Annotated in this window: 22 protein-coding genes and 1 pseudogene; 13 read left to right on the forward strand and 10 right to left on the reverse strand. The window is 69.3% G+C overall.

The annotated features are described in order from the left end of the window. Window positions 1-425 precede the first annotated feature (425 nt). A complete protein-coding gene (locus GAS53_RS55635; protein ID WP_192583542.1) occupies window positions 426-935 on the forward strand; it encodes a transposase in 510 nt (169 codons plus the stop codon). Window positions 936-1,060: 125 nt separating this feature from the next. On the opposite strand, the gene GAS53_RS43715 is transcribed toward GAS53_RS55635, so the two are convergent. The 4 genes from GAS53_RS43715 to GAS53_RS43730 all read right to left on the reverse strand — a co-directional run bounded on the left by GAS53_RS43715 (window position 1,061) and on the right by GAS53_RS43730 (window position 5,289). Beyond that, the gene (locus GAS53_RS43715) at window positions 1,061-1,609 is read right to left on the reverse strand and encodes a hypothetical protein (RefSeq protein ID WP_151483343.1); all 549 of its coding nucleotides are present in this window, start codon (window positions 1,607-1,609) and stop codon (window positions 1,061-1,063) included. A gap of 538 nt (window positions 1,610-2,147) precedes the next feature. After that, window positions 2,148-2,612, reverse strand: coding sequence for a hypothetical protein (locus GAS53_RS43720; protein WP_151483344.1), 465 nt, complete (start codon window positions 2,610-2,612; stop codon window positions 2,148-2,150). A 93-nt stretch (window positions 2,613-2,705) separates the two neighbouring features. Beyond that, window positions 2,706-3,530 (reverse strand): hypothetical protein, encoded by an 825-nt coding sequence (locus tag GAS53_RS43725; protein ID WP_225859458.1) that lies wholly within the window; start codon window positions 3,528-3,530, stop codon window positions 2,706-2,708. A 283-nt stretch (window positions 3,531-3,813) separates the two neighbouring features. After that, window positions 3,814-5,289, reverse strand: a complete 1,476-nt coding sequence (locus tag GAS53_RS43730) for a helix-turn-helix domain-containing protein (RefSeq protein WP_151483346.1) — start codon at window positions 5,287-5,289, stop codon at window positions 3,814-3,816. A gap of 180 nt (window positions 5,290-5,469) precedes the next feature. Here GAS53_RS43730 and GAS53_RS43735 point away from each other — a divergent pair, with 180 nt between their 5' ends. Continuing rightward, entirely contained in the window at window positions 5,470-5,778 is a 309-nt protein-coding gene (locus GAS53_RS43735) for a hypothetical protein (RefSeq protein ID WP_151483347.1), read from the forward strand. A gap of 221 nt (window positions 5,779-5,999) precedes the next feature. Here the strand turns inward: GAS53_RS43735 and GAS53_RS43740 are convergent, their stop codons facing one another. Both GAS53_RS43740 and GAS53_RS43745 read right to left on the reverse strand, forming a co-directional pair. Continuing rightward, window positions 6,000-6,497, reverse strand: coding sequence for a hypothetical protein (locus GAS53_RS43740; protein ID WP_318723696.1), 498 nt, complete (start codon window positions 6,495-6,497; stop codon window positions 6,000-6,002). A gap of 421 nt (window positions 6,498-6,918) precedes the next feature. Beyond that, window positions 6,919-7,422: a DUF6308 family protein gene (locus tag GAS53_RS43745; RefSeq protein WP_225859459.1), complete on the reverse strand. Its 504-nt coding sequence runs from the start codon at window positions 7,420-7,422 to the stop codon at window positions 6,919-6,921. A 978-nt stretch (window positions 7,423-8,400) separates the two neighbouring features. On the opposite strand from GAS53_RS43745, the gene GAS53_RS43750 reads away from it, so the two are divergent. Continuing rightward, window positions 8,401-8,676: a helix-turn-helix domain-containing protein gene (locus GAS53_RS43750; protein ID WP_225859460.1), complete on the forward strand. Its 276-nt coding sequence runs from the start codon at window positions 8,401-8,403 to the stop codon at window positions 8,674-8,676. A gap of 633 nt (window positions 8,677-9,309) precedes the next feature. On the opposite strand, the pseudogene GAS53_RS58845 reads toward GAS53_RS43750, so the two are convergent. From GAS53_RS58845 to GAS53_RS43770, 4 genes and pseudogenes are all read right to left on the reverse strand, one after another. After that, window positions 9,310-9,546: pseudogene (locus tag GAS53_RS58845) on the reverse strand (IS701 family transposase); the annotation flags it as partial. A gap of 257 nt (window positions 9,547-9,803) precedes the next feature. Continuing rightward, entirely contained in the window at window positions 9,804-11,012 is a 1,209-nt protein-coding gene (locus GAS53_RS43760; protein WP_225859461.1) for a multidrug effflux MFS transporter, read from the reverse strand. Window positions 11,013-11,068: 56 nt separating this feature from the next. After that, window positions 11,069-12,646: a phenylacetic acid degradation bifunctional protein PaaZ gene (paaZ, locus tag GAS53_RS43765; protein WP_151483348.1), complete on the reverse strand. Its 1,578-nt coding sequence runs from the start codon at window positions 12,644-12,646 to the stop codon at window positions 11,069-11,071. A 45-nt stretch (window positions 12,647-12,691) separates the two neighbouring features. Continuing rightward, window positions 12,692-13,576: a VOC family protein gene (locus GAS53_RS43770; RefSeq protein WP_192583543.1), complete on the reverse strand. Its 885-nt coding sequence runs from the start codon at window positions 13,574-13,576 to the stop codon at window positions 12,692-12,694. An 81-nt stretch (window positions 13,577-13,657) separates the two neighbouring features. On the opposite strand from GAS53_RS43770, the gene GAS53_RS43775 reads away from it, so the two are divergent. The 10 genes from GAS53_RS43775 to GAS53_RS43820 all read left to right on the forward strand — a co-directional run bounded on the left by GAS53_RS43775 (window position 13,658) and on the right by GAS53_RS43820 (window position 23,377). Beyond that, a complete protein-coding gene (locus GAS53_RS43775; protein ID WP_151483350.1) occupies window positions 13,658-14,251 on the forward strand; it encodes a carboxymuconolactone decarboxylase family protein in 594 nt (197 codons plus the stop codon). Then, on the forward strand, window positions 14,248-15,096 hold the full coding sequence (locus GAS53_RS43780) for a fumarylacetoacetate hydrolase family protein (RefSeq protein WP_151483351.1): 849 nt from the start codon (window positions 14,248-14,250) through the stop codon (window positions 15,094-15,096). The genes GAS53_RS43775 and GAS53_RS43780 overlap by 4 nt, the downstream gene beginning before the upstream one ends. A 35-nt stretch (window positions 15,097-15,131) precedes the next feature. Further along, entirely contained in the window at window positions 15,132-15,674 is a 543-nt protein-coding gene (locus GAS53_RS43785; protein ID WP_225859462.1) for a MarR family winged helix-turn-helix transcriptional regulator, read from the forward strand. A 167-nt stretch (window positions 15,675-15,841) separates the two neighbouring features. Then, window positions 15,842-16,372, forward strand: a complete 531-nt coding sequence (locus tag GAS53_RS43790) for a cupin domain-containing protein (RefSeq protein ID WP_151483352.1) — start codon at window positions 15,842-15,844, stop codon at window positions 16,370-16,372. A gap of 8 nt (window positions 16,373-16,380) precedes the next feature. Beyond that, the gene (locus GAS53_RS43795; RefSeq protein ID WP_192583544.1) at window positions 16,381-17,565 is read left to right on the forward strand and encodes a cytochrome P450; all 1,185 of its coding nucleotides are present in this window, start codon (window positions 16,381-16,383) and stop codon (window positions 17,563-17,565) included. A 61-nt stretch (window positions 17,566-17,626) separates the two neighbouring features. Next, window positions 17,627-17,950 (forward strand): 2Fe-2S iron-sulfur cluster-binding protein, encoded by a 324-nt coding sequence (locus tag GAS53_RS43800; RefSeq protein WP_151483354.1) that lies wholly within the window; start codon window positions 17,627-17,629, stop codon window positions 17,948-17,950. Then, window positions 17,947-19,203 (forward strand): NAD(P)/FAD-dependent oxidoreductase, encoded by a 1,257-nt coding sequence (locus GAS53_RS43805; RefSeq protein WP_151483355.1) that lies wholly within the window; start codon window positions 17,947-17,949, stop codon window positions 19,201-19,203. The genes GAS53_RS43800 and GAS53_RS43805 overlap by 4 nt, the downstream gene beginning before the upstream one ends. Then, the gene (locus tag GAS53_RS43810; protein WP_151483356.1) at window positions 19,200-20,690 is read left to right on the forward strand and encodes a class I adenylate-forming enzyme family protein; all 1,491 of its coding nucleotides are present in this window, start codon (window positions 19,200-19,202) and stop codon (window positions 20,688-20,690) included. The genes GAS53_RS43805 and GAS53_RS43810 overlap by 4 nt, the downstream gene beginning before the upstream one ends. A 257-nt stretch (window positions 20,691-20,947) precedes the next feature. Beyond that, window positions 20,948-22,066, forward strand: coding sequence for an alcohol dehydrogenase catalytic domain-containing protein (locus GAS53_RS43815; protein ID WP_151483357.1), 1,119 nt, complete (start codon window positions 20,948-20,950; stop codon window positions 22,064-22,066). A gap of 120 nt (window positions 22,067-22,186) precedes the next feature. Further along, entirely contained in the window at window positions 22,187-23,377 is a 1,191-nt protein-coding gene (locus tag GAS53_RS43820) for an acyl-CoA dehydrogenase family protein (RefSeq protein WP_151483358.1), read from the forward strand. Window positions 23,378-23,402: the final 25 nt, after the last annotated feature.

Here is a 23,402-nt window from a genome sequence, read left to right on the forward strand (position 1 = left end):
GACCTGACCCAGCGGGCGCGATCCGGCTCCCGAAGTCGTCGGCATCGATCACACCGGCCGGGGCAGGAACGGCAGCTCCACCACCAGCCCCAGGACGACGAAGCAGGTGCCGTAGCCGATCCCATGGCCAGTACGGCGAGCAGAGATGCGGGGACGGTCGGCTCCGGAAGCATCGGCGGGTCCCTCACAGCAGGCGACATAAGCACCGCCGATGCTTCCCTGCCGTCCGCCCCCAGGCCGGACTGATGACCAGAGGTCACCCGCGCGAGCCACCTAGCTGTGGTGTCTCAGGACGTTGGTTCCACGGCGTCTTCGAACGCCAGCTGCTGCGGGAGGATGTCGAACGGATCCGGCGGCTGGTCGAAGGTTACGCGGTAGTCGCTGCCGGAGGTCCGGCTGATCGGTGGCTTCCCGCCCAGGGCGGTGTGCGGCTTACTGCGGGGCGTTGGGCAAGAGGGCCAACTAGCCAGGTCGCGGTCAGCGTCCACGCCGCCACCGATACCGCCTCCTGCCCGCTGCAATGGCGGCTGTTCCTCCCCACAGAATGGGCCTCGGACGCCAGCCGCCGGACCCTCACCCGCATCCCGGCCGAGATCAGGCGCCGCGAGAAGTGGCGCCTGGCGTTGGACATGCTCGGCACGCTGGCCGGCTGGGGCATGACACCGCCGGTCGCGGTGGCCGATGCCGCCTACGGCACCAACGCATACCTGCGGGCCGCCCTGTCCGACTGCCGGCTCGCCTACGTACTGGCCCGTCCGAGCGGATGTGACCGCCCACCCGTTCAACGCGAAGCCCGTGGCCCCGGACCGCAACGGGCCCATCGGCTGCTGGCCTCAGCCCCGCTACCGCCGGCCCGCGCCGTCGGTGACAGCCCTGGCCGTCGGCCTTGGGCGCGCTTCACACCCCTGACCTGGCGGAACGGCTCGCGGCGATGAAACCGGGCACCCGCCAGGACGGCGAACCGTTCTGGCGGGTGCCCCTTGTCTGCGACAGGGTGGTGCCACCCGCGGTCGCAGCCATCGAGCGCGAGACCGAAGTCGCCCGCGCGAGGGACCGAGTGCTAGGCGATGCTGCCGGTGCCGCCCAGAGACCAAGTCTGGGTGCCCTTGCCATCGTTGTTGATGTTGTAGTTGATGAAGGCGTCGGCGGTCCAGTTGTTCCTGCTGGTGGTGTTCTTCGTCGCTTCCAGGTCGCAGTCGAGCGCGAAGCCGTTCTCGTCGCCGTACCGGTCGAAGTCCGCTGTCGCATCCAGGTAGATGGCCGGGCCCATCTCGCAGTAGCTACTGGCCTTGGCCACGTCACCCTGCTCGAGCCGCAGGTATATGTCGAACTTCTCGAACTTGTCGACGACCCCGCCGCCGTCCTTCCAGTTGCCGTAGGCATAGGCGACGTACTTGTTGCTACCCGACTCACGCACGACACACAACTTGATGTAGAAGTCGGTGTTCAGGCCGGGCGTGGAGAACTCCTTGTGCTGTTTGTCGCCGTTGCACTTGTAGGCGGCAGCGGCTGGGCTGGCACCGAAGGCGATGGTCCCCGCCAGAGCGATCCCGAAGGCCAATGCCGTAGTGCCTGCACGCTTCATCGCCTGCTTCATGATCTGAGCCATGTAGTCCCCCCATTGATGGTCATGTTTTGACGTCTTCGGACGAGCTGCGCTGGCCGGGGCCAGCTCCATCCCGGGGCTCATGTTGCCCCAAGTGCTGGGCACCGGCGTGTAGTTGACCGTGTTCCCTTCCCCGTCCGGGCGGCCAAGTGTGGTGCTGCCGCCGTGGGCACGGACGCTACGGCCCTCTGACCAATGTTCGTTCAACGCGTGTTAAGCGAACCTGCACGACTCGCGCGGCAGGCTTACGGCCCGGTCGGGGTCTGGTGCAACCCGCTACCACCTCGATGACCGCGACCACGGCCACTACCCCGCTCTGCGGCACCGGCTCACCACCTACGCCGAACCCCTCGCGGACACCATCGACACCGACCGCCCCGACGATCGAATCAAGGGAGCCCGGAATACGGACGCCATCTCGGGCGGCACCGGAATCCCGGGGTGCGGCTCCTGGTCGGGTGCAACCAGGCCATGGTCGGGCCTGTGGTCGGGGTGCACACCCGCCCGGGCGACACGTACAGGCCCGGCTCCCTGGGCTCGGTCAGGTAGCCCAGCTGGTAGGTGAGCACCTGTTGTTAGTCACCCACTTGTGGGAGCTGATGTTGTCGGTGACCTGGATATTGCCGCCGGTGAAGTAGTCGTCAGCGATATTGCTGGCGTAGAGCTCGTTCTTGGAGAGGCAGACGTATCCCCCGCCCCAGTCCTGTCCGGTGCCGTTGAAGAACTTGACCGCAATGCTCCCCTTGTTCAGGATGGATGACGCCTTGTTGGTGTCCGTGCCTTGGAACGGACCGCTGCTGTTGCCCCAGTCCGAGTCCCAGCTCTTGCTGTAGCCGAGGGCACCGCCGTGGCACTCGATGTCGTTATAGGCGTACATGTACCCGTACGCCGCCGCCGTGTAGTTATCGTTGCAAGCCCAGTTGTCGGCTTGTGCGCTCGTCGCGGGTACGAGCGCTCCCAGCCCCCCAAGGGCCAGAGCGGAAAGAGCCGCAGGAATTTTGCGCATGGCTGCTCCGTCTTCTGTGCGGTGTGGTGGAACATCTGCGGCCGTGTGCCGCGGAATCTGAGAGGTCCGGTGCGTCCGGACGGTCCGGTGCCGTCAGGCTTCGGAGTCGGTAATGCTTTCGGCCCGAGCCAAAGCGCCCAGTCTCATACGCTGATAGGCGGCGATGTCTTCGCTGTAGCGCTGGAGCTTCGCGGCGCGGTACTCACGCTCGAGGGCGCGAGCCGTTTTGCCCAGCGAGGTCTTTACCGCACACGTGGCTTCGGTCACCGCCAACTGCACCTCGGCGGCATGGGCCCGCGCGGCGCTCATTCCCTGCGCGAGCGCATGGCGCTCCTCCCGGATCTCGTCTGGGGACGCGTAGGCGTGGCCAGCTTTGCGCATGCACCGCGACCAGGCCTCGACCGCTTTCACGAAGCGCGGGTCCTTGACGAGATGCGGAACGTAGAGAGGCGTCAAACTCGTAGCGATCTTATTGACGCGGAACCAGGTCGCGGCGTCGCCATACAGCTTCCCCCTGGCCGCGGCCAGGCAGCCCGTGCTGGTTGTGCTGACGGTGCCGCCGGCGGGAAGATCCACCGACAGTTCGCCCTTCGAGAGGTCGCCGTCCAGGGTCTTCGTATAGCGGATCCGATCTGCTACCGGGAGGGCGTTGGCGTACGCGGCATTTGGGTCGGCCAGGCGAGCCCGCTCGGCCTTCTTCTCGAACTCCCCGCCGTAGCCGTACGTGCGCGCCCAGTTGACATCGTCCAGGACGTAGCCGTTCCCTTGGCGCTCCGCGACGCTCGCCATCGGCGCCACCCAGTAGCGGAACCCTTTGCCCTCCATGCACTTCTTGACCAGCATCGACTCGGCGTGTTCGACCAGTACCTCCTCGGCGTCGGTCAGGTCCCGCTCCTGCCCCTCGACGCTCCGGTGCACGGAGTCTTGTTCCGGGTGAGCGGCCCTTGGCCCGTCGCCCACGCTGTTCGTGCAGCCGGCCGCGGTGAATGCAGTAAGTGCCGTGATCAGCGTGACCGTGCAAGCGGCCGCAAACGCTCGCCCCATCGTCTTATGCCCCCTATTGGCTCTGCGGAGCGCACATTTCGTTGTTGTCGTCTGGAGATCGCCCCAGGCGCAATCGCAGGCCGGGTGAAGCAGACTGTAGGGAGCACTGTGGATGGTGGGCAATGCGCACGGTGCGCAGTTGCGGGGTTGCGACTGTTCACGGTGCACGGTCGGCGATGCGGAACGCGTGGACGAGTTCGTGGGTGCCGGGGCCTGGGGTCTGGAGGCTGCGCTTCAGGAGCTGTTCGGCGGCGCGCAGGTGGGCGCGAACGGTAGTGCGGCTGATGCCGAGGTTCTGGGCCGTTCGCTGGGCATCGGTGCCGGCCTCGATCCAGGCTCGCAGGGTCTGGTGCACGGTGCGGTCCGTGCCGGACTGCAGGGGTTGGAGGAAGGCGTGCGCCCAGGTGATGGCCGCTTCGGTGGACAGCAGACTGTCCACCGAAGGCGTCGGCAGCTGCTCGGTTACGGCGTTGTTGTCGGGTGGCGGGAGGTCGGTGATCGCCAGGGCCAGGGCGAGTTCGGCGCGGCTGTGAGGGTCCTGCAGGTTGAGGCCGAGGGCGTCTTGGGCACGCGTCAGGTGGGCGGTGACGGTGTTGCGGCTGATGTCGAGCAGCCGCGCCACACCGGAGCGGGGAAAGTTCAGGGCCAGGCTGGTGATGTCGAGGGTGAGCCGGGGGGCCTTTCTGATCGGCTCCAGGAAGGCATGGGCCCAGGCGAGGGCTTGCCGACGGGGGAGCAGTCCGGCCAGCGGTGGCCGGCCGTGGTAGTCGGCTATCTGGTCGGGCGTGTGGCAGGCGACGGCCAGGGCATGGCGGGCTTGATCGTAGGCCCGCGCGGTGGCCGGCAAGGACGCGGGGGCGCTGATGCCCAGCGCGTAGTGCGGGTTGTCTCGCACCAGCGCCCGCAAAGTCGCGGCCAGACCGCCGTCCACACTGTCGTCGTGGTCCATGGGCAGGAGACAGATGAGGTGGTCGTCGTAGACAGGGCAGCGCACCATCAGGCCGCGACCGTGATAGCCGGACGCATCCTGGTAGGCGTCGATGAGCCTGCCGCGGTCTGAGGGCGGGCAGCGCAGCAGGTGGATGCGCAGACGTTCAGCGTCCAGCAGCGGCGGAACGGCACCGGCCGTCATCCGGCGGGCCAGCGTCGGTTCTCCGGCCATCAGGGCCGTGAAGACCGCCAGGCGCAGCCGCGCTGCCGCCTGCTGGTAGCGCAGGGCGAGGTCGTCGGCCTGCCGGACACGGCGCAACACCTCGACCACGGCGCCGACATGGGACGCCAGCGCCAGCGCCTCGCGTGTCAGCGGCAGGGGGCTGCCCACCACCAGCACCGGACGCGGCACGTGCCGTCCCAGCGCTTCGCACCGCACATGGAACACGCCCACCCGCGAGGCCGCGGCGGCCAGCTGTCCGCTCGACAACTGCGTCAGCACCGGCTGGAGACCGGCAAGGATGTCCGGCGCGAGGCGGGCAGTGGACACCTCCACCGTGCCCGCGCGGTCGACCAGGGCGATCTCCGCGCCGAGCTGCCGCCCCAACCAGTCAATCAGCGTCTGCGAATCAAGATCGGCATCCTGGCAGACACGAGGCCTCAGCTGACGCAGCAATTCATCGAGTACCTGAGGTGTCGGCACGGCTCTCCCCCGCCAGCTTGTCGGCCGCCTTGTCCGAGTCAGCCAGCGCACACCCCGGAATCTGAAGTACCGGCGGATCCCCGCGCGGTGCTCCTTGAGCGCCTGGCCGGCCCGCTCGTGCAGCGCCAGATCCTACGGTGAAACCTTCCACTCTCAGGACGACGAAGGCCTCACCCGCAGGTGGGCCACGCCGGTCCGTCCCGATGCTCCCACCGAAGCCCGTCCCAGCCACTCCGGCTCGCCTACACCGACGCCCTGGAAAACGAACGCGCGATCACCGCGGCCGCGTTCTGGCACCGGGCCGTCGCGTTCTTCGCCGCCTGCGACTACACGTCCGAGCGCGAACGCCGCGCCGCGCTCGGAGGCCGACCGCCGATCAGCCGGACTTCGGGGAGCGACAACCGGATGGTGTTCGACGAGTCTCCAGAGCCGCTCGACACCGTCCCACAGCAGCTCACGTTCGAGGACGCCGTGGAACCAACCTCATGAGATGGCACACCTAGCCGACGGTTGATCAGAACGGCGAAATTCGAGCTGAAGGCGGCAGCGACGGAATTCCTGACACTGGCCCGTGGACATCTGTAAGCGCGGTGGCTTGGTCCGAACGACGCTAGGCGCACACCCGCGACACCGCGTCGGCCGACCGGCCACACTCCCGGCCCGATCAGCAAACCGGCTCTCGTCCATGGGGCAGCGCTTTCCGGCAGCCGCTACTGATCCGGGTCGGGCGGCTGGTCATAGGGGCTCAGGAGCCCTTCGATGCGCCGGTTGTTGATGGACTGCCGGTCGTACAGGCACTTCGCGTACCGGCTCAGCAGGACCTCGACGCTGTTGCCCGCCCGCTGGGCGACCTCGGCCGGGTCCGCGCCCGCGCACAGCCGGGTGGACAGCGCCGAGTGCCGCAGGTCGTACGGCCGCTTCGCGAGCGGGGTGCTGGTGAGCGCGGGTGGCAGGGCGAGGTCGCGGGTTTCGTGCCAGACCCGGTGGTAGGTGGTGTAGTTGATGATGCCGCCGCGTTCGCTGAAGTACAGTCGGCCGTCGTCGGCCGTGCCAGAGGTGGCGACGTGCTCGCACCACAGGGCCACCAGATTCGGCGGCAGCGGCACCACCCGCGTCTCGCCCGGCGGGCGGTTCTTCAGCCCGCGCTCGTCGTGGTACTGGCCGGTGTCGGTCCATCGCTTGCCCGCCTGCGGCAGGATACGATGCACGATCACCCGTCCCCAACCCGTTCTGGGCAGGCGGCAGTCCGGCAGAACCACCGCAACCGCCTCCTCCGGACGCAGGCCCGCGTACGCAACTCTGCCACTCGCAGCCGACAAGCTCCCCGAAAACCTCGACAAGTCCCGCTCCGATCGAGTCTCAGCAGAGCACCGACCTGCCCACCCAGCGATCTGACTCACTGTCAATGAGCAAGATCAACGAGCGTCAAGACATCGCCCGTAACGCCCACACCGCACATAATGCACACGACAAAACCGCAGATCAGGAGCCCTTGGCGACAGGTTCCAGAATCGCCACGCACTCCACGTGATGAGTCATCGAAAACACATCAAATTCGAGGACAGGAGTTCGGACTGCCGGCCTCGGTGACCTCCACATGCGCCTCCCCGCCACACTCCACATCAGAGCTCAGCTCGTCGGGACCTGACCCTGCCGGCCTTGATGCATCCAGGCGATGACGTCGAACACGCGCAGGACGCCGATGTCCTCGCCGATACCCGCCTTGTCGCGGAGACAGACCAACTGATCGCGGAAAGCGCCGTTGTCCGCCCGCAGGGCCGCAGCCAGCGCGGCCCAGAAGGAGTGGTCCGCCTTCGGCCGCTCGAACAGCTGCTTGATGCGGATGTCGTAGATGGGGATGAGGTAAAGACGCTTGCGGGCCAGCAATTTGCCTGCGACAACCAGGCCGCTGCCGTCGGGCTTGCTGGGGTACTGCTTGCTGCCGGCCAGGCGTTTCCACAGCTCCCACGCGGGTCCGCCCTCCTCCGTGAGCGCATCGCTTCCAGGATGCTCCAAGCGCGCGTCACGAGGGATGGGCGACAGCAGGCGCGCCCAGTGCCCGTCGGGGTCGGTCAGCAAGTTCATCGCCCCGTGCGGCTCGAGGGAGACACTGAGCGTAGTGATTGCCACCATGTCGTTGCTGTCGAAGCATGGCTCGGCGTCCCCGCCCCCGCCAGGCGCTCGAAGTGCGCGCCGGAATAGTACAGGTCACTGCTTGAGCGTCGTCGGGTGAAGTACTCGACCAGCAGGCGCACGGCCTTCTCGTCGTCCCAGTAGACCCCCGGGATCTTCAGTCCGATCACCGAGAGGCCCCGAACTCCCGTACGACCAGTGCTGTGTCGGTGGACGGTACACCAGCTGGAGACCATACGGTGACTTGGGCGAAAGTCGCCGCCAACGCGTACGCCGGTGCTACGCCGTTTTGAGGCGTGGGGTGGCTTCTAGAACGTCGTCCAGACGTGGGTGTCGGCGCCGTTGCCGAAGGAGTAGCGGAAGGCCGGGGCAGTTACGGCACCGAGCTGGACAGGCGTTTCCTGCTGGAGGGGGCAGCAGGAACGGGCCCGGGCTGCAACAGCTGGTCCGCACGAGTGGGCGCATTTGAGCCCAGACAGCTTCGAAGCGGAGCAACATAGCGCGGGATCGCCGGTTAGCCAAACCGGCAATCCCGCGGATCATCGATGGTCCACCGCCACTACCTGCCCCTACGTCGAAAGGAATCACCAAGACGGCTGTCACTTGAAAGCGTCGCGCGGCTGTCAGCACTCTGCGCTGCCGCAGAGCTCCTGCGGAACAGGAGCCGTGAGTGCTCAAGGTCCCGTAAGGCGCGTAGCAGCATCCCCTCCTCGCCCACCCCGTAGGGGCCGACTATCGCATCCCGAGTGCACCCGGGAATGAAGTCGACCTGCAACGGGGTGGCCTGCTCATCGGCATCAACCCTCAGCGCGTTCAATGCAGGTGACCTCACTTACGTCACTTGTTGTTTTGATCAATTCCCGGGCCGTCACCGTGATCCACTGACCCGCCAAAGGCATTGGCGCGACACGTTTCGGCAGCTTCAAACCCCATCGGCTGCGCGCAAACCGCACCGTCTTAGCAACTGGAGAATCCGAATTGCACGAACAGACCAACGAGGTGCAAGGCACCCGTTACAGCCCTACGCACATCCGCGCCACCTGGGACGGAACGGGGAGCGTGGAAGACGCCTCCAGGGCGTTGGGGTTCTCTCGGGCGAAGGGCTACGACCTGGTGCGTCGCGGGGAGTTCCCGTGCCGCGTGCTACGCATCGGCCGTACGACACGTGTCGTCACCGCATCCTTGCTCCGCGTGCTGGAAACCGGAGAGCCGGAGTACAACGGTGCCCTCGCCGGACACTGCACGCCGTCGTAGCCCACCGCGCGCAGACGCCCCGCCGGAGCCTTCCGGCGGGGCGTCGTCGTCTCACCCGCTCTCACACAGGTCTCACCAACTGTGCGGACTCCCCCGGAATGTGAGGCCCTGACCTGGCACTACGCACCTGTCATGGATCGACTGGACGCCCCTGGACGGTAGTTACGACCTGTGCCAGGTGGGACCGTCTTATCAGAGCGGCTTGGCCACCACCTGCGGCCACGACCGGCGGATTGTCGCCCTGCGGTAGCAGCGGGCGGGCTTCAGCGTGCAGGGCAGTGCTGGCCGGTGCCACTGTCTGGCCGGGAGTACGAGCGGTTGCCGCAGGGCCCGACCGCTACCGCGGCCGGGCCACCGTCCCGGGCAAAACAAGATCCCAGCCATTCCCGCGCCACCGACTCAGACGAGCTGTCCATGGCCGTTCTGTGAGCAGGTCAGCGACGCGATGCCGCTGTACCACCAGCAGACCAAGAACCTGGCCGGTTTCTGTTCAAAGCGGAGCCGGTCCTGGTTCACCGATCGCCAACTCGCAGGATGAGACTCCCCCGCCTTCATGCACCCCTGACACACCCATCTGATCTGTGCATATAGGGACGCGAGGCAGTCAGAGGCAGCCAGAGGCAGTTACTCGCGGTAGTAGGCGATCTCGTCCTGGTGGGCAATGCTGTGGCGGGCCATAACCCACCGCTGGTGAGTGGGCTGTCGCCGTCGAAGACGCTGATCGTCGGTAGGCGGGCGGCTGCCCAGTCGTAGATGCGGGGCCTTGGCTCCGTCACCGCAGGAGAGCCGCTCCCAGGCTTCGTCAGGGACGTCACCGATGAGCTGGTCGATACGCCAGCAGCCGACGAGGGACTTGACCTGCTGCGACTTCGAGCCGAAGACGGACGGAGGACCCGGGGTCCATCAGATCGGCATCACCAGATACGCCGCGGTCCGCCAGTGCCCGCAGCGCGTTCCTGGCCGCCATCACGGCATCAACCGTCGGTACAGCCGCAGCCGAGGCATGAACTTGACCGTGCCGCACCGACGGACGCCCCTCGGGCTCGCCGTGAGCAACTGCGGCGCGCTCCCCTCAAGGCGGCGAACTCCACGGACGGCCCGTAGGATCCAGTGGAGTGACCGCTGGGTCATGCGAGTTCATCACCGTCCCGGTCGCTTCCCGCCAGCACCAGCACGGCCGTGCCCGCCACGACCGTCGAGGCGGCCATGGCCACGGCCATGGGGAGCGCGGTGTTCTCTCCGCCCAGTCCGACCAGCGGGGAGACGGTCGCGGCCAGACCGAATTGCAGAGCCCCGAGGATCGCCGACGCGCTGCCCGCCGCCTGCGGGGCCCGGGCGACGGCGAGCGCCGTGGCGTTGGCCGCGATCAGACCGAGCGAAGACACCGTCACGAAGACCAGCGGGACGGCGACGTCGCGGACGAGCAGTCCGGTGCCGGCGAGCAGGCACAGCGTCGTGGCGCACACCGCCATGACGACGAGGCCGACGCGCAGCAGGAGACGGGCGCCGAAGCGCCGGACGATCCTCCGGTTGAGGGCGCTGGTGGCAGTGAACCCGATGGCGTTGGCAGCCAGGATCACCGCGTAGGTCCCGATCGAGAGACCGAAGACGTTCTGGTAGACGAACGGCGACGCCGCGAGGTAGCTGAACAGGGTGCCGAACCCGAAGGCGAAGGCAAAGGCGTAACCGAGGAACGGGCGGTCGGCGAGGACGGTGCCGGTACGGCGGAGGGTGGTGGCGAGCCCTCCGCCGCTCCGCCGGTCGTGCGGCAGAGTCTCGGGGACCAGGAAGAGCGCGCCGAGGAACGTCAGGGCCGCCAGGCCCGCGAGGACGAGGAAGATCCCGCGCCAGCCGACGGCACCAACCAGTGCTCCGCCGATCAGCGGGGCGACGACCGGTGCCACGCCGGCCGTCATCATCAGCAGTCCGTACGCCCGGGCCGCACCCGCCCCGCGCGCCCGGTCCCCGACCACGGCACGGGCGATGACGATCCCGGCGGCGCCGCTGACGCCGTGCACGAAACGGGCCGCGACGAGCAGTCCGACGGAGGGTGCCACAGCGCAGAGCAGCCCCGCGAGCACGCTCACCGCGGTCCCGGCCAGCAGCGGCCGACGCCGGCCCCAACGGTCCGACAGCGGCCCGATGACCAGTTGCCCGACGGCCAGGCCGGTCATGAACGCGGTCAGCGTCAGCTGGACGCCGGTGGCCGAGGCATGCAGGTCACGCGCCATGCGCGGAAACGCCGACAGATACATGTCGATGGCCAGCGGGGAGACTCCGTAGGCCAGGGCCAGCGCCAGCAGCATCGTGGCCGGCAGGTCCGCTCCGTGTTCCACGGGTGCGGTACAGCGGTTGAGCCGTTCGGAACGTGCCCGCCTCGCGCGCATGGCCGTCACGCGGAGTCGGCCGGCGGCCGCGCGTGCCCGTTCCGGAGTGAGTCCAGCAGCCTCGGTGATGCCTGAAGTGCCGTTCGCTGCATCAGGTCCACGACACCACGGGTGCCCCCCATTTCCGATCCCCCGCCGGCCCGGCCCGGGCCGCCGTGGCGCAGAGCGGGGAGCGGGGATCCGTGCCCGGTGGTCTGCGTCATGTTCGTCGAGTCCAGCAGGTGGAGCCGCCCGTGCCAGGGGGCCGTCTCCCGGACGAAGGCGGTCGTCCAGGCGAGGTCGTCGCCGACCACGGAGGCGGCGAGGCTGCCTCGGCCGCGCGCGACCAGGTCCGTGGCGTGGGCCGTGTCGCGGTACGCCAGCACGGTCGCGGCCGGCCCGAACGGTTCGACCTCGTGGGGTGCCGAGGCGTCGGGGTCCGCGGAGATCAACAGCGTGTCCAGGAAGGCGCCCCGCTCCGGGTCGGCGTCCACCACGCGCACCTTGCCCGGGTCGCCGTACACGAAGCGGCCGGACTCGGCGATGGCGCGCACCGCCCGCCGTACGTCGTCGCGCTGCTCCAGGCTGACGACCGCCCCCATCCGGACGCCCTCCGCTCCGGGGTTGCCGATGGTCACCCCTGCCAGCTCGGCCGAGATCGCGTCCAGGGCGGCGAGTTCACGCTCGCGCGGAACGAGGACCCGGCGGATCGCGGTGCACTTCTGGCCCGCCTTGACCGTCATCTCGGTGACGACCTCACGGACGAATGCCTCGAACAGCGGGGATCCGGGTGCGACGTCCGGGGCCAGCACGATGGCGTTGACGGAGTCGGCCTCCGCGTTGAACCGGACGGAGCGCGCCACCAGATTCGGGTGTGTGCGCAGGGTCGCGGCGGTGGCGGCCGAGCCGGTGAAGGAGAGCACGTCCTGTTCGTGGAGCAGATCGAGCGCCGTGCGCACCGAGCCCACAACCAGCTGCAGGGCACCGGGCGGCAGGACCTCGGCCTCGGCCACGATCCGGACGAGGTGTTCGCTGAGGTACGCGGTGGGCGTGGCCGGCTTCACCACGCTCGGCATGCCGGCCAGCACAGCCTGCGCCAGCTTCTCCAGCGGCGCCCAGACCGGGAAGTTGAAGGCGTTCACCTGGAGCATCAGGCCTGGTGAGGGGGAGACGAGATGGACGCCGAGGAAGTCCTCACCGCGCGCGAGGCGTTCGGTGGGGCCCTCCAGCAGGTAGGGGGCGTCCGGGAGTTCAGCCCTGGCCCGGGCGGCGTAGTCGCGCAGGACGCGGACGCCGCCGTCGACGTCGTACCGGGCGTCCGTGAGGGTCGCTCCGGCTCGGGCCGACAGCGAGTAGAGCTCCTCGCGGCGGGCCCGGACGGCGGCGGCGACCGCGTCCAGGAGGTCGGCTCGCTGCGGGAAGGTGAGGTCGCGCAGGGCGGGACCGCCGACGCGTCGTGCGTGGGCGAACGCCCCGGCGACGTCGAGCCCTTCGGAGGAGACGTGGCAGACCGTCTCGCCGGTGACCGCGTCGCGTACGGCCACCGCCGACGCGGGCGTGACCGTGGGGGTGACCCAGGTGTCCTGCAGAAAACTCTGGAGCATGGGATACGGCTGCTTTCGTCGAGGGCGGCTGGAGGTGAAGGGCTATCAGTCCACGGGGTGGTGGCCCCAGATGTCGGCGGTGTAGGTGCGGCTCACCCAGGTGCTCTCGTCGACCTGCACACCGCCCGCGCCGATCTCGATGCCGAAGCCGGCGGGCGACTTCATGTAGAAGGAGAACATCCCGTCGTTGGCGTGCTTGCCGAGCGTCGCCATGAGCTCGACGTCGTGCTCGCGGGTCCGGTCCAGGGCGCGGCCGACCTCCTCCGGGCTCGTCACCTCGCACAGGATGTGATGGGTGCCCTCGTTCTTGTACGAGCGGATGAAGGCGATGCTGTGGTGCCGCGGGTTGCACCCCAGGAAGTAGAACGTGCCCCAGGGGTAGTCGGCGGTGTCACTGAGCCGGAAGCCCAGGACGTCGCAGTAGAAGTCCACCGCCTTCTGGACGTGCGGGGTCTTCATCACGACGTGTCCGAGCCCCTGTTCGCCGGTCACGAAGTCGACGCCCAGCGGTGAGACGAACTGGCTCGGGGCGAGGCGACGGCCGCAGAACAGCTCGGTGCGGATGCCCAGAGGGCCGGTGAAGTGCACCATCCGGGTCACCTGGCGGTCCTGGCACTCCTCGTCCGTGCCGACGGCGACGTCGACTCCGGCCTCCTTGAGCCGCACCGTCATCTCGTCGATGGCCGTCGAGTCGCGGACCTCCCACCCGATGACCGTCACACCGCCGGTCTCCGCCTCGGTCAGCCACATCCGGAACGGGTGCTGGTCCATACGCAGGCGGTGGCACGCGAAGTCACCGCCCCCGGCGGAGCCGCTGTTGGCCGCAGCCCCCGGCTCGACCGCGAGACCTATCACTGTCCGGGCGTACTCCGCCCATGCATCCGGGTCGGGCGCACCGATGCCCACATACCCAAGGCTCTGGATCGTCATGGCGAAGACGATATTTGTTAGACCCTTGACGGTCAAGGCTCGTACGAATACGTTGACGCCATCGAGCCGAGGAGGTCCCCGATGTCGGGAGTAGTGCCCGAGAAGGCCCGCCTGCAGCCCGTCGACGAGGGCGAGCTGCATGAGAAGACGCTGACGTCGCTGGCGCCGTACCGCGATCAGGACGGGCGGATCTACACGATCTGGGCGACGCTGGCCCACCACGAGGAGGCGCTGCGCCGCTTCATCGTCTTCGGCAACCACGTACTGGGGAAGAACACCCTGCCGTTGTCGTCCCGGGAGCTGATGATCCTGCGGATCGCCGCCCGGGCGCGGGCCGCGTACGAGTGGGACCAGCACGTCCGGATCGCCCGCCGCGCCGGGCTCGCCGACGACACGATCCTGGCAGCCGCGACCGGCGACTGGGACGGACTGGACGAGCTGGACCGGGTGCTGCTCACCGCCACCGACTCGCTCCTGGACCGCCAGGGCGTCGACGCCGAGCTGTGGGACCGGCTGACGGCCCACCTGAGCACCGAGCAGGTCATCGACGTCCTCTACACCGTCGGCCAATACCTGACCATCGCCACCGTCATCAACACCCTCGGGGTCCAGGTCGAGGGCGACCTCGCACTGCCCCTGCCCGAACCGACCGAGCAGAAGGAAGAAGCCGCATGAAGTTCGCCAACCTCGACGGCCGCCCGGCCGTCGTCCGCGACGACCTCGCCCTCGACATCGCGGACGCCAGCAAGGGAGCGATCGAGCCGCGCCTCGAGGTGCTCTCCGACCTCTCGCTCCACGACGAGCTGCGCACCCTCGCCGAGCGGGCCGAAGAGGCGGACTGGAAGCCGTTCGCGCAGCCTGATCTGGGCCGGGTCGCCAAGCCCTACAAGGCAATCGGCGTGGCCCTGAACTACCGCGCGCACGCCGAGGAGTCCAACCTGCCCGTCCCGGACGAGCCGTCGGTCTTCGCCAAGTTCGCCTCCTCCGTGGTCGGTCCGTACGACTCCATCGTGGTGGAGCCGCAGTACGACAAGGTCGACTACGAGGCCGAGCTCGTGGTGGTCATGGGGAAGACCGGCAAGAACATCTCCGCGGCCGACGCCTGGTCCTACGTGGCGGGTGTCACGGCAGGTCAGGACATCAGCGACCGCAAGGAGCAGTGGCGCAAGCCGATCAACCAGTTCACGCTGCCGAAGTCCTACGACACCTTCAGCCCGATCGGCCCGTACCTGGTGACGCTCGACGAGTTCGAGGACCCGGACGACATCGAGGTGGCCGGCTGGGTCGACGACCTCGAGGTGCAGCGCGGCCGCACCTCGGACCTCATCTTCAGCGTGCCCGAGCTGATCGCCTGGCTGTCGAAGCGGGTCACGTTCGAGCCCGGCGACCTGATCTTCACCGGCACCCCCGCAGGCTGCGGTGTCCGCCGCACTCCTCGGCTGTACCTGACCGAGGGTAAGGTCCTGCGGACTGAGGTCACGGGCGTCGGCACTATGGTCAACCCGGTCGTCGGCGGCTGACTGCGGTCCGGTCGGACCAGAGAGGGCGGGAGATCGTGACGGAGACCGTAGGAGAAGCGGAAGCCGCGAGGCTGCGCCGGACCCGGGAGTTCTCGGAGCTGCTGCGCCACCACCATCGCGAGCTGGGCACGACCGATCCCCGGGATCTCGACGCGATCGAGATGGTCACCGATCTCACCCGCCTCGAGGCCCGGCTGACCAAGGACTTCGAGAAGCACGTCCACCGGCCGCTCGGTCTGACCTGGGCGGGCTTTCGCATCCTGAACGCCCTGTGGGCCTACGACGGGCTCGCCCAGCAGGACATCGGCCGGGTCTCCGGGTCCACGCGCGCCAGCATCTCCAGCGCGCTGACGACCCTGGAGAACCGCGGTCTCGTCACCCGCCGTCGCGTGGAGACCGACCGTCGCCAGCTGATCGTCGAGCTCACCGATGAGGGCCGCGAGACGCTGCGGAAGGCCATCGAGGCCCAGACCCTGCGGGAGCGGGCCTGGACAGCCGTCCTACGCGATGACCAGCTCAGTGAGCTGGTTCACCTGCTGCGAACCCTGGTCAATCAGGAGACCCCGGTCGCAGACTGAACGACCGCGCCCGGCCCTCGGACGACTGCCCGGAGCCCGTGGTGACGCCACCTTTCAAAATCGTCAGAACTTTGACTGTCACACCTCTGTCGAATACCCCCCTAAGCGCTTTAACGTTCAGCCACCTTCACCTGACGCCCCCCGTCGGTTTCTCAAAGGAGAGAATCATGGTCCGTCGTGTCGTCACCGGTGTCAGCCCGAGCGGCAAGCCCGTGATCGTCAGTGACGGCGAGCCGCCGCGCACCCGTCAGTTCACCCACACCCCCGGCTTCGCCCGGTCCGTGGTGTGGAACACGGCGGCGCCCGCCGTTCCGTCGGCCGACCCGACGGAGTCCCTGAAGTCGTTCGTGCCCGCCCCCGGCGAGACGATAGCCCTGACCGTCACCTTCCCGCCGGCCAGTGTCTACGCCGACCCGGCCTGGGACCCGGCGGCCGCCGCCGGCGAACAGCTGGAGGCCACCCCGGGTCTGGCGGAGCTGTTCGAGCCCGACAACCCGGGCATGCACACCACGCCCACCGTGGACTACGGCGTCGTCCTGAACGGCGAGATCGTCCTCGACCTCGACGGCGGTGAGGTCGCCACGCTGGGGCCCGGCGACCTGGTCGTGCAGAACGCCACCCGGCACGCCTGGCGCAACCCCGGCACCGAGCCCGCCACGGTCTTCTTCGTCCTGATGGGCGCCGGCGGCCCCGCATGAGCGCCCTGATGGCCGCTGCCCCGGGTGCGCCCGTCGTCGAGCTCGATCTCGCTGAGCTGCGCGACGACCCGTACCCGGCCTACGCGGAGCTGCGCCGCACCGCCCCGCTGGCGTGGGTGCCGTCGGTCGGACGGCATCTGCTGACTCGGTACGAGGACATCGTCCATGCGGAGAAGCTGCCGGAGGTGTTCAGCTCGCGCGAGGAGGGTTCGCTGCTGCTGCGCACCGTCGGCCCCAATCTGCTCCGGGAGGACGACCCGGAGCACCGGCGGCTGCGGGCTGCGGCCGAGCCGCCGACCCGCCCCCGCCAGGTCCGCGACCTGTGGGCCGGGACCTTCGAACGCACCGCGCACGAGCTGCTCGACCGGATCGCCGGGCGCGGCGAGGGCGACCTGATCGGCGACTTCGCCGAGCCGCTCGCGGCGGCCAACCTGGCCGTGGTCCTGGGGCTGCGCAACGCGAGCGCCGACGACATCTCCGACTGGTCGCGGGCGATGATGGCGGCGAACGGCAACTACGCCGACGACCCCGACATCTGGTTGCGTGCCGAGCAGGCCACCCGGGCCATCGAGGACGCGGTGGCCGAGATGGCCGAGGCCGCCCGCCGCGAGCCCGACGGCTCGGTGATCTCCTCCATGGTCCACGCGGCCGATCCGGTGGAGCTGACCGAGATCCAGAACAACATCAAGGTCATCATCGGCGGCGGCGTCAACGAACCGCGGGACGTCTTCGGGGTCGGTGCCCAGGCACTGCTGCAACGCCCGGACGTACTGGACCGGGTCGTGGCCGATCCGGGGCTCTGGAAGCGGGTCTTCGAGGAGACCGCGCGCTGGATCTCGCCGATCGGCATGTATCCGCGCCAGCTCACCCAGGACTACGAGATCGCGGGCGTCGCTCTCCCCGCCGGGAGCCGCGTGGCCCTCGTCATCGCCTCGGGGAACCGGGACGAGTCGGTCTTCGAACGAGCCGACGAGTTCGACATCGACCGACCGCACCAGCCCCATCTCGCCTTCGGAGGCGGTCCGCACTTCTGCATGGGCGCGTGGGTCGCGCGCCACGAGGTCAGCGCGCTCGCCTGGCCCCTCGTCTTCAGCCGCCTCAAGGGACTCCGCCTCGTCGAGGGCGCGGACGATCGGATGGAGGGCTGGGTGTTCCGGGGACTCACCTCGCTGAACGTCACCTGGCAAGTCTGAGCCCCGCCGGGCCCTGTGAGCCCCGCTGAGCCACTAGAGCCGTCCCCACCGGGAGGACTTCATGCCCATCGTCATCTTCGAGTTGCCCGACGGCACCCAACGCAAGGTCATTGCCAGTTCCGGGACGGTGCTCATGCAGGCGGCCGTGTCGAACGGCGTCGACGGCATCGTCGCGGAGTGCGGAGGAAACGCCTCCTGCGCCACCTGCCACGTCTACGTCGACCAACGGCACGTCGAACTGGTGGGGCCGCCGAACGACGTCGAGGACGAGATGCTGGACTTCACCGCCGCCGAACGCCGGCCCACCAGCCGGCTCAGCTGCCAGATCCAGGTCTCCGACGCACTCGACGGGCTGGTCGTCCACATCCCCGAGGAGCAGGTATGAGCGCCCCCGGCGCAGGCTCGGGTGTGGTCGTCGTCGGGGGCGGACAGGCCGGGTTCAGCGTCGTCCAGGCCCTGCGCGGCGCCGGGTACGAAGGTCCGGTCACCGTCTTCGCCGACGAGCCCCGGCTGCCGTACCAGCGGCCCCCGCTGTCCAAGAAGGCTCACACCGAACCGGAGGGCCTGGGCGTCGACCTGGTGCCCGAGTCGTTCTACCGCGAGCGGGACATCGATCTGCGGCTCGGCGAGTACGTCGCCGCCCTCGACACGGCCGCTCGCGCGGTGACCACCGGCTCGGGCGAGCGCGTCCCCTACGAGCACCTCGTCCTGGCGACCGGCGCGCGCAACCGGCCGCTGCCCGTCCCTGGCGCCGACCTCGACGGCGTCCACGCGCTGCGCTCGCTCGACGACGCCCTGTCGATCGGCAGGGCACTGCAGACGCCCCGCGACGTCGTCGTCGTGGGCGGCGGGTTCATCGGACTGGAACTGGCCCAGGTCGCCCGGGCACGCGGAGCGCGCGTGACGGTGGTCGAGCTGGCCGACCGGCTGCTCAGCCGGGCCGTCTCACCTCAACTCCAGGAACATCTGCGGGAGCGGCACGAGCGCGACGGCGTCCGGATCCTCACCGGGACGGCCGTCGAGCGGATCGAGGGCAAGGACGGACAGGTCCACCAGGTCCTCACCGACCAGGGTCCGCTCCCCGCCGACCTCGTGGTCTACGGCATCGGGGCCGCGCCCAGGGACGAACTGGCCCGCGAGGCGGGTCTGGCGGTCGACGACGGGGTGATCGTGGACGAGCAGCTGCGCTCCGTCTCCGATCCCCGTATCTCCGCCGTAGGCGACTGCGCCCGGCATCCGCATCCGCACGCGGACGGGCTCATCCGGCTGGAGTCGGTGCAGAACGCCATCGACCAGGGGGCGCTCGTCGGCCGCCGTATCGCCGGGGGCGCCGCCGGGCCGTACGAGAGTCTGCCGTGGTTCTGGAGCGACCAGGGTCCGGTGAAGCTCCAGATCGCGGGGTTGCGGGCGAGCACCGACGAGGTGCGGGTGGTGCCCGGTGACACCCCGGAACGGCTGGCCTCGTACGCCTTCCGCGACGAGCGGCTGGTGGCCGTGGAGACACTGAACTGGCCCGCCGAGCACCTGGCGGCCCGTCGGCTGCTCCAGCAGGACCCGCCCGTCTCCCCCGCCGACCTCGCGGGGTCCACGCTCGGCGCCCTCGCCCGCGCCCGACGTACGAAGGAGGTGCGCGCATGACCGGAGACTCCACCGAGGTGTGGTTCGGCGCCCACCTCGTGACGAGCGCGGCCGAGGCCGGCTCGCGCGCGGCCCTGATCTTCGCGGACAGGTCCTGGACCTATGCCGAGCTGGATCTGGCCGTGCGGCGCATGATCGCCCGTCTGGACAAGTTCGGGGTGCGCAGGGGCGACCGGGTGGTGATGCAGGGGGCGGCCCGGCCTGAGGCGCTGATCACGCTGTTCGCCGTGACACGGATGGGCGCGGTCCTGGTACCGGTCCACCCTCAGGTGACCGGCGGCGAGCTGGCGGTGTTCCGCGAGGAGACCGTGCCGCGTGCGGTGGTCGGTGACGAGCGGTTCCTGAGCGCGGGGTCGGGCGATGGCGGTGGTACGTGCTTCCGGCTGACGTGGGACGAGCTGTACCCCGGCGACGAGGAGTCGGCGCCGGCCGCGGATCCCGAGCCGCCCGCCGGGTCCGATGTCGCGATCATCGCGTTCACGTCTGGGACCTCCGGCCGCCCCAAAGGGGTCGCGCTCACGCACGACAACCTGCGCTGGAGCATGGTCAACGGCCTGTCCCTGCTGCCTGTCGGCGAGGACGACGTCGCCCTCGTCTCCACCCCGCTGGCGCACGTGGCCGTACTGGGCGGGCTTCCGCAGTACACCTGGGCACGGCGCGGAACGGTGGTGCTGGCGCCGAAGTTCGACCCGGACCTGTTCACCGATCTGGTCCGTGACCATCGGGTGACCTGCGCGTTCGCGGTGCCCGCCATGGCCGCGCTGCTGGCCCGGCACCCCCACTTCACCAGCGGTGACCTGGACACACTGCGATGGATCCTGTCCGGCGGGGCACCGGCCCAGACGGCGACCCGCGCGCAGCTCCATGAGCGCGGCATCGGGGTCGCCGACTCCTACGGGCTGACGGAGACCTGTGCGGGGGTGACGTACTCGCCGCTCGACACGGCCGCCGCCGTCGCGGGGCGTGCCGTGCCCCATGCCGAGCTGCTGGTCGTGGACGGGGCGGGGGCGCCCGCCCCGGCGGGTGTCGCCGGTGAGATCTGGGTGCGCGGGCCGTCGGTCGCCTCGCACTACTGGACGGCGACCGGGCTGCGGCCGGTCACGGACGTCGAGGGCTGGTTCCACAGCGGCGACCGGGGACGGGTCGACGCCGAGGGCCGGCTGGAGGTCGTCGGCCGGGTCAAGGACACGATCATCACCGGCGGCGAGAACGTCGACCCCGCCGAGGTCGAGAACGCGCTGGCCGACCTTCCGGGCGTGGTCGAGGTCGCGGTGTCCGGGACTCCGGACGAGGTATGGGGCGAGGTCGTGACCGCGTTCCTCGTCTCCGACTCCGGCGAACCGACGCTCGACGACGTCCGCGCCCACCTCGACGGACGGCTGGCCCGCCACAAGTGGCCCCGCCTCCTCTGCGTCGTCCCGGCACTGCCCCGAGGGGCGACCGGGAAGCTCCAGCGGCAGCGGCTGACGACGCTGCTGGACGACTGAGATCACGCACGCCGTACGGGCGGTCCGACCGGACCGCCGGGCGACCGATCACGCCGTACGACGACGGCGACGCCGTACAGACGGCACCGATGGTGCGGTTCGACGGCCGACATCAACACCGCAGAACCGCATCTCCCAGAGCTCCACGCCCCAGAGAGCCCCACGCACATCCCGCCCCCCACATCCATATCCCCGAACCATGAGATGGGGGCCGGCTCCACCGGCGACCTCTCCACCACCCACACCAAGGAGAAGCCATGAGTGCGACCATGCGAGCCGCGCGGATGCACGCCGTCGGCGAGCCGATGCTGATCGAGGAACTCCCTGTTCCCGAGCCGGGCCCCGGCGACGTCCGGGTGGCCGTGCACGCCGTCAACATCGTCCCGAACCTCGCAAACATCCTGAGCATGTGGACCACGTGGTTCCCGCACAGCCCCCTGCCCACGCTCCCGGCGATCTTCGGGCTCGACCCGGCCGGTGTGGTCGAGGCGGTCGGCGAGGGAGTCCAGGGATGGGAGGTCGGCGACCGGGTGTATGTCAACCCGGGCCGCAGCTGCGGGTCCTGTCGCTCGTGCCGCAACAACGACTCGATCAACTGCGCCAGTTACGCCTTCGCCGGGTACTTCGGCTTCTCCCCCACCGCGATCGACCTCCTCGACCGCTACCAGGGCGGCCTCGCCGAGTACATGGTCGCCCCGGCCTACTCCCTGGTGAAGATCCCCGACAACCTGTCCTTCAACGCCGCCGCCCGCTTCGGCTACCTCGGCACCATGTACTCCGCCCTCCGCAAGGCCGGCGCCGGTCCGGGCAAGTCGGTCCTGGTCAACGGCATCAGCGGCACCCTCGGCATCGGCGCCGCCCTGCTCGCGCCCGCCCTGGGCCTGACCCAGGTCTACGGCACCGGCCGCGACCAGGGCCTGCTCGACCAGGTCGACAAACTGGGCGGCGGCCGACTGCACCTGCACTCCCTCAACGACGGCCCGCTGGACGACTGGATCCACCAGGAGACCGACAACTACGGCGTCGACATCTACATCGACGCCCTCGGCCCGGGCGCCCCGCACGAAACGTTCCTGGCCGGCATGCGGGCCATGGCGCGCGGCGGCATCGCGGTGAACATCGGCGCCGTCGCCGGTGACCTGCCCATCGACATCCACCGCATGATGGACCAGCAGCTGCGGCTCATCGGCTCGGCCTGGTTCACCTCCGGCGAGGGCCAGACCATGGCCGACATGGTGGAGGCGGGCTTGCTCGACCTGAGCCCGCTGGAGCACCAGGTCATCCCGCTGGAGCAGGTCAACGAGGCCATCAGCGGCATCGCGGAGCGCAACGGCGGCTTCAGCAACTTCATCATCAGCCCGACAGCGACGTCCTGATCCCTATGACCGGGGGCCGTCGGCCAACTCCCCCTCAGGACCGGCGGCCCCGTCCCCATCCCCCTTCACCTCTCTCCTCTCGTCTCATCTCTCCTCGCTTCTCTTCGCTTTGGAGCCCCGATGCACGCGCAGAACTCCGGCCGACCGGCCGACCCCCTCGACCTTCTGGAGATCGACAGTCTGCTGACCTCGGACGAGCGCGCCGTCCGCGACACCGTCCGCACCTTCTGCGACCGGCGCGTCGAACCGCACATCGCCGAATGGTTCGAGCAGGGAGCGATCGAGGACATCCGCGGACTCACCAAGGAACTCGGCGAACTCGGCCTGCTGGGCATGCACTTGGAGGGCTACGGCTGCGCCGGGATGAGCGCCGTCGACTACGGGCTGGCCTGTCTCGAACTCGAGGCGACCGACTCCGGCCTGCGCTCCCTGGTCTCGGTCCAGGGCTCCCTGGCCATGTACGCGATCTGGGCGTTCGGGTCCGAGGAGCAGAAGGAGGAGTGGCTTCCCCGTCTCGCGGCGGGCACCGCCATCGGCTGCTTCGGGCTCACCGAACCCGACTCCGGCTCCGACCCGGGCAGCATGCGCACCGCCGCCCGCCGCGACGGCGACGACTGGATCCTCGACGGACGCAAGATGTGGATCACCAACGGGTCGGTCGCCGACGTCGCGGTGGTCTGGGCCCGCACCGACGACGGCGTCCGCGGCTTCGTCGTGCCCACCGACACCCCTGGATTCTCGGCCCCCGCGATCAAGCACAAGATGTCGCTGCGGGCGTCCGTGACGAGCGAGCTCGTCCTGGACTCCGTACGACTGCCCGGTACGGCCGTCCTGCCGGAGGTGCAAGGCCTCAAGGGACCGCTGTCCTGCCTCAACGAGGCCAGGTACGGCATCGCCTGGGGCGCGATGGGTGCCGCACGCTCGGCCTTCCGGACGGCGCTGGCCTACGCGGGCGAGCGGGTCCAGTTCGGCCGCCCCATCAGCGGATTCCAGCTCACCCAGGCCAAGTTGACCGACATGGCCCTCGAACTCGCCAAGGGCACACTGCTGGCCTTCCACCTCGGCCGGACCAAGGACGACCGGGGGCTGCGCCCCGAGCAGGTCAGCTTCGGCAAGCTCAACAACACCCGCAGCGCACTGGAGATCTGCCGGACCGCCCGCACCATCCTGGGCGCGAACGGCATCTCGCTGGAGTACCCGGTCATCCGGCACGCCAACAACCTCGAATCGATCCTCACCTACGAGGGCACCGTGGAGATGCACACCCTCATGATCGGCCAGGCCCTGACGGGGCAGGCGGCCTTCCGGTGAGCGGTGGGCCGGGCGCGGACGTGCG

The organism is Streptomyces albicerus, assembly GCF_008905045.1.
Taxonomy (GTDB): domain Bacteria; phylum Actinomycetota; class Actinomycetes; order Streptomycetales; family Streptomycetaceae; genus Streptomyces; species Streptomyces albicerus.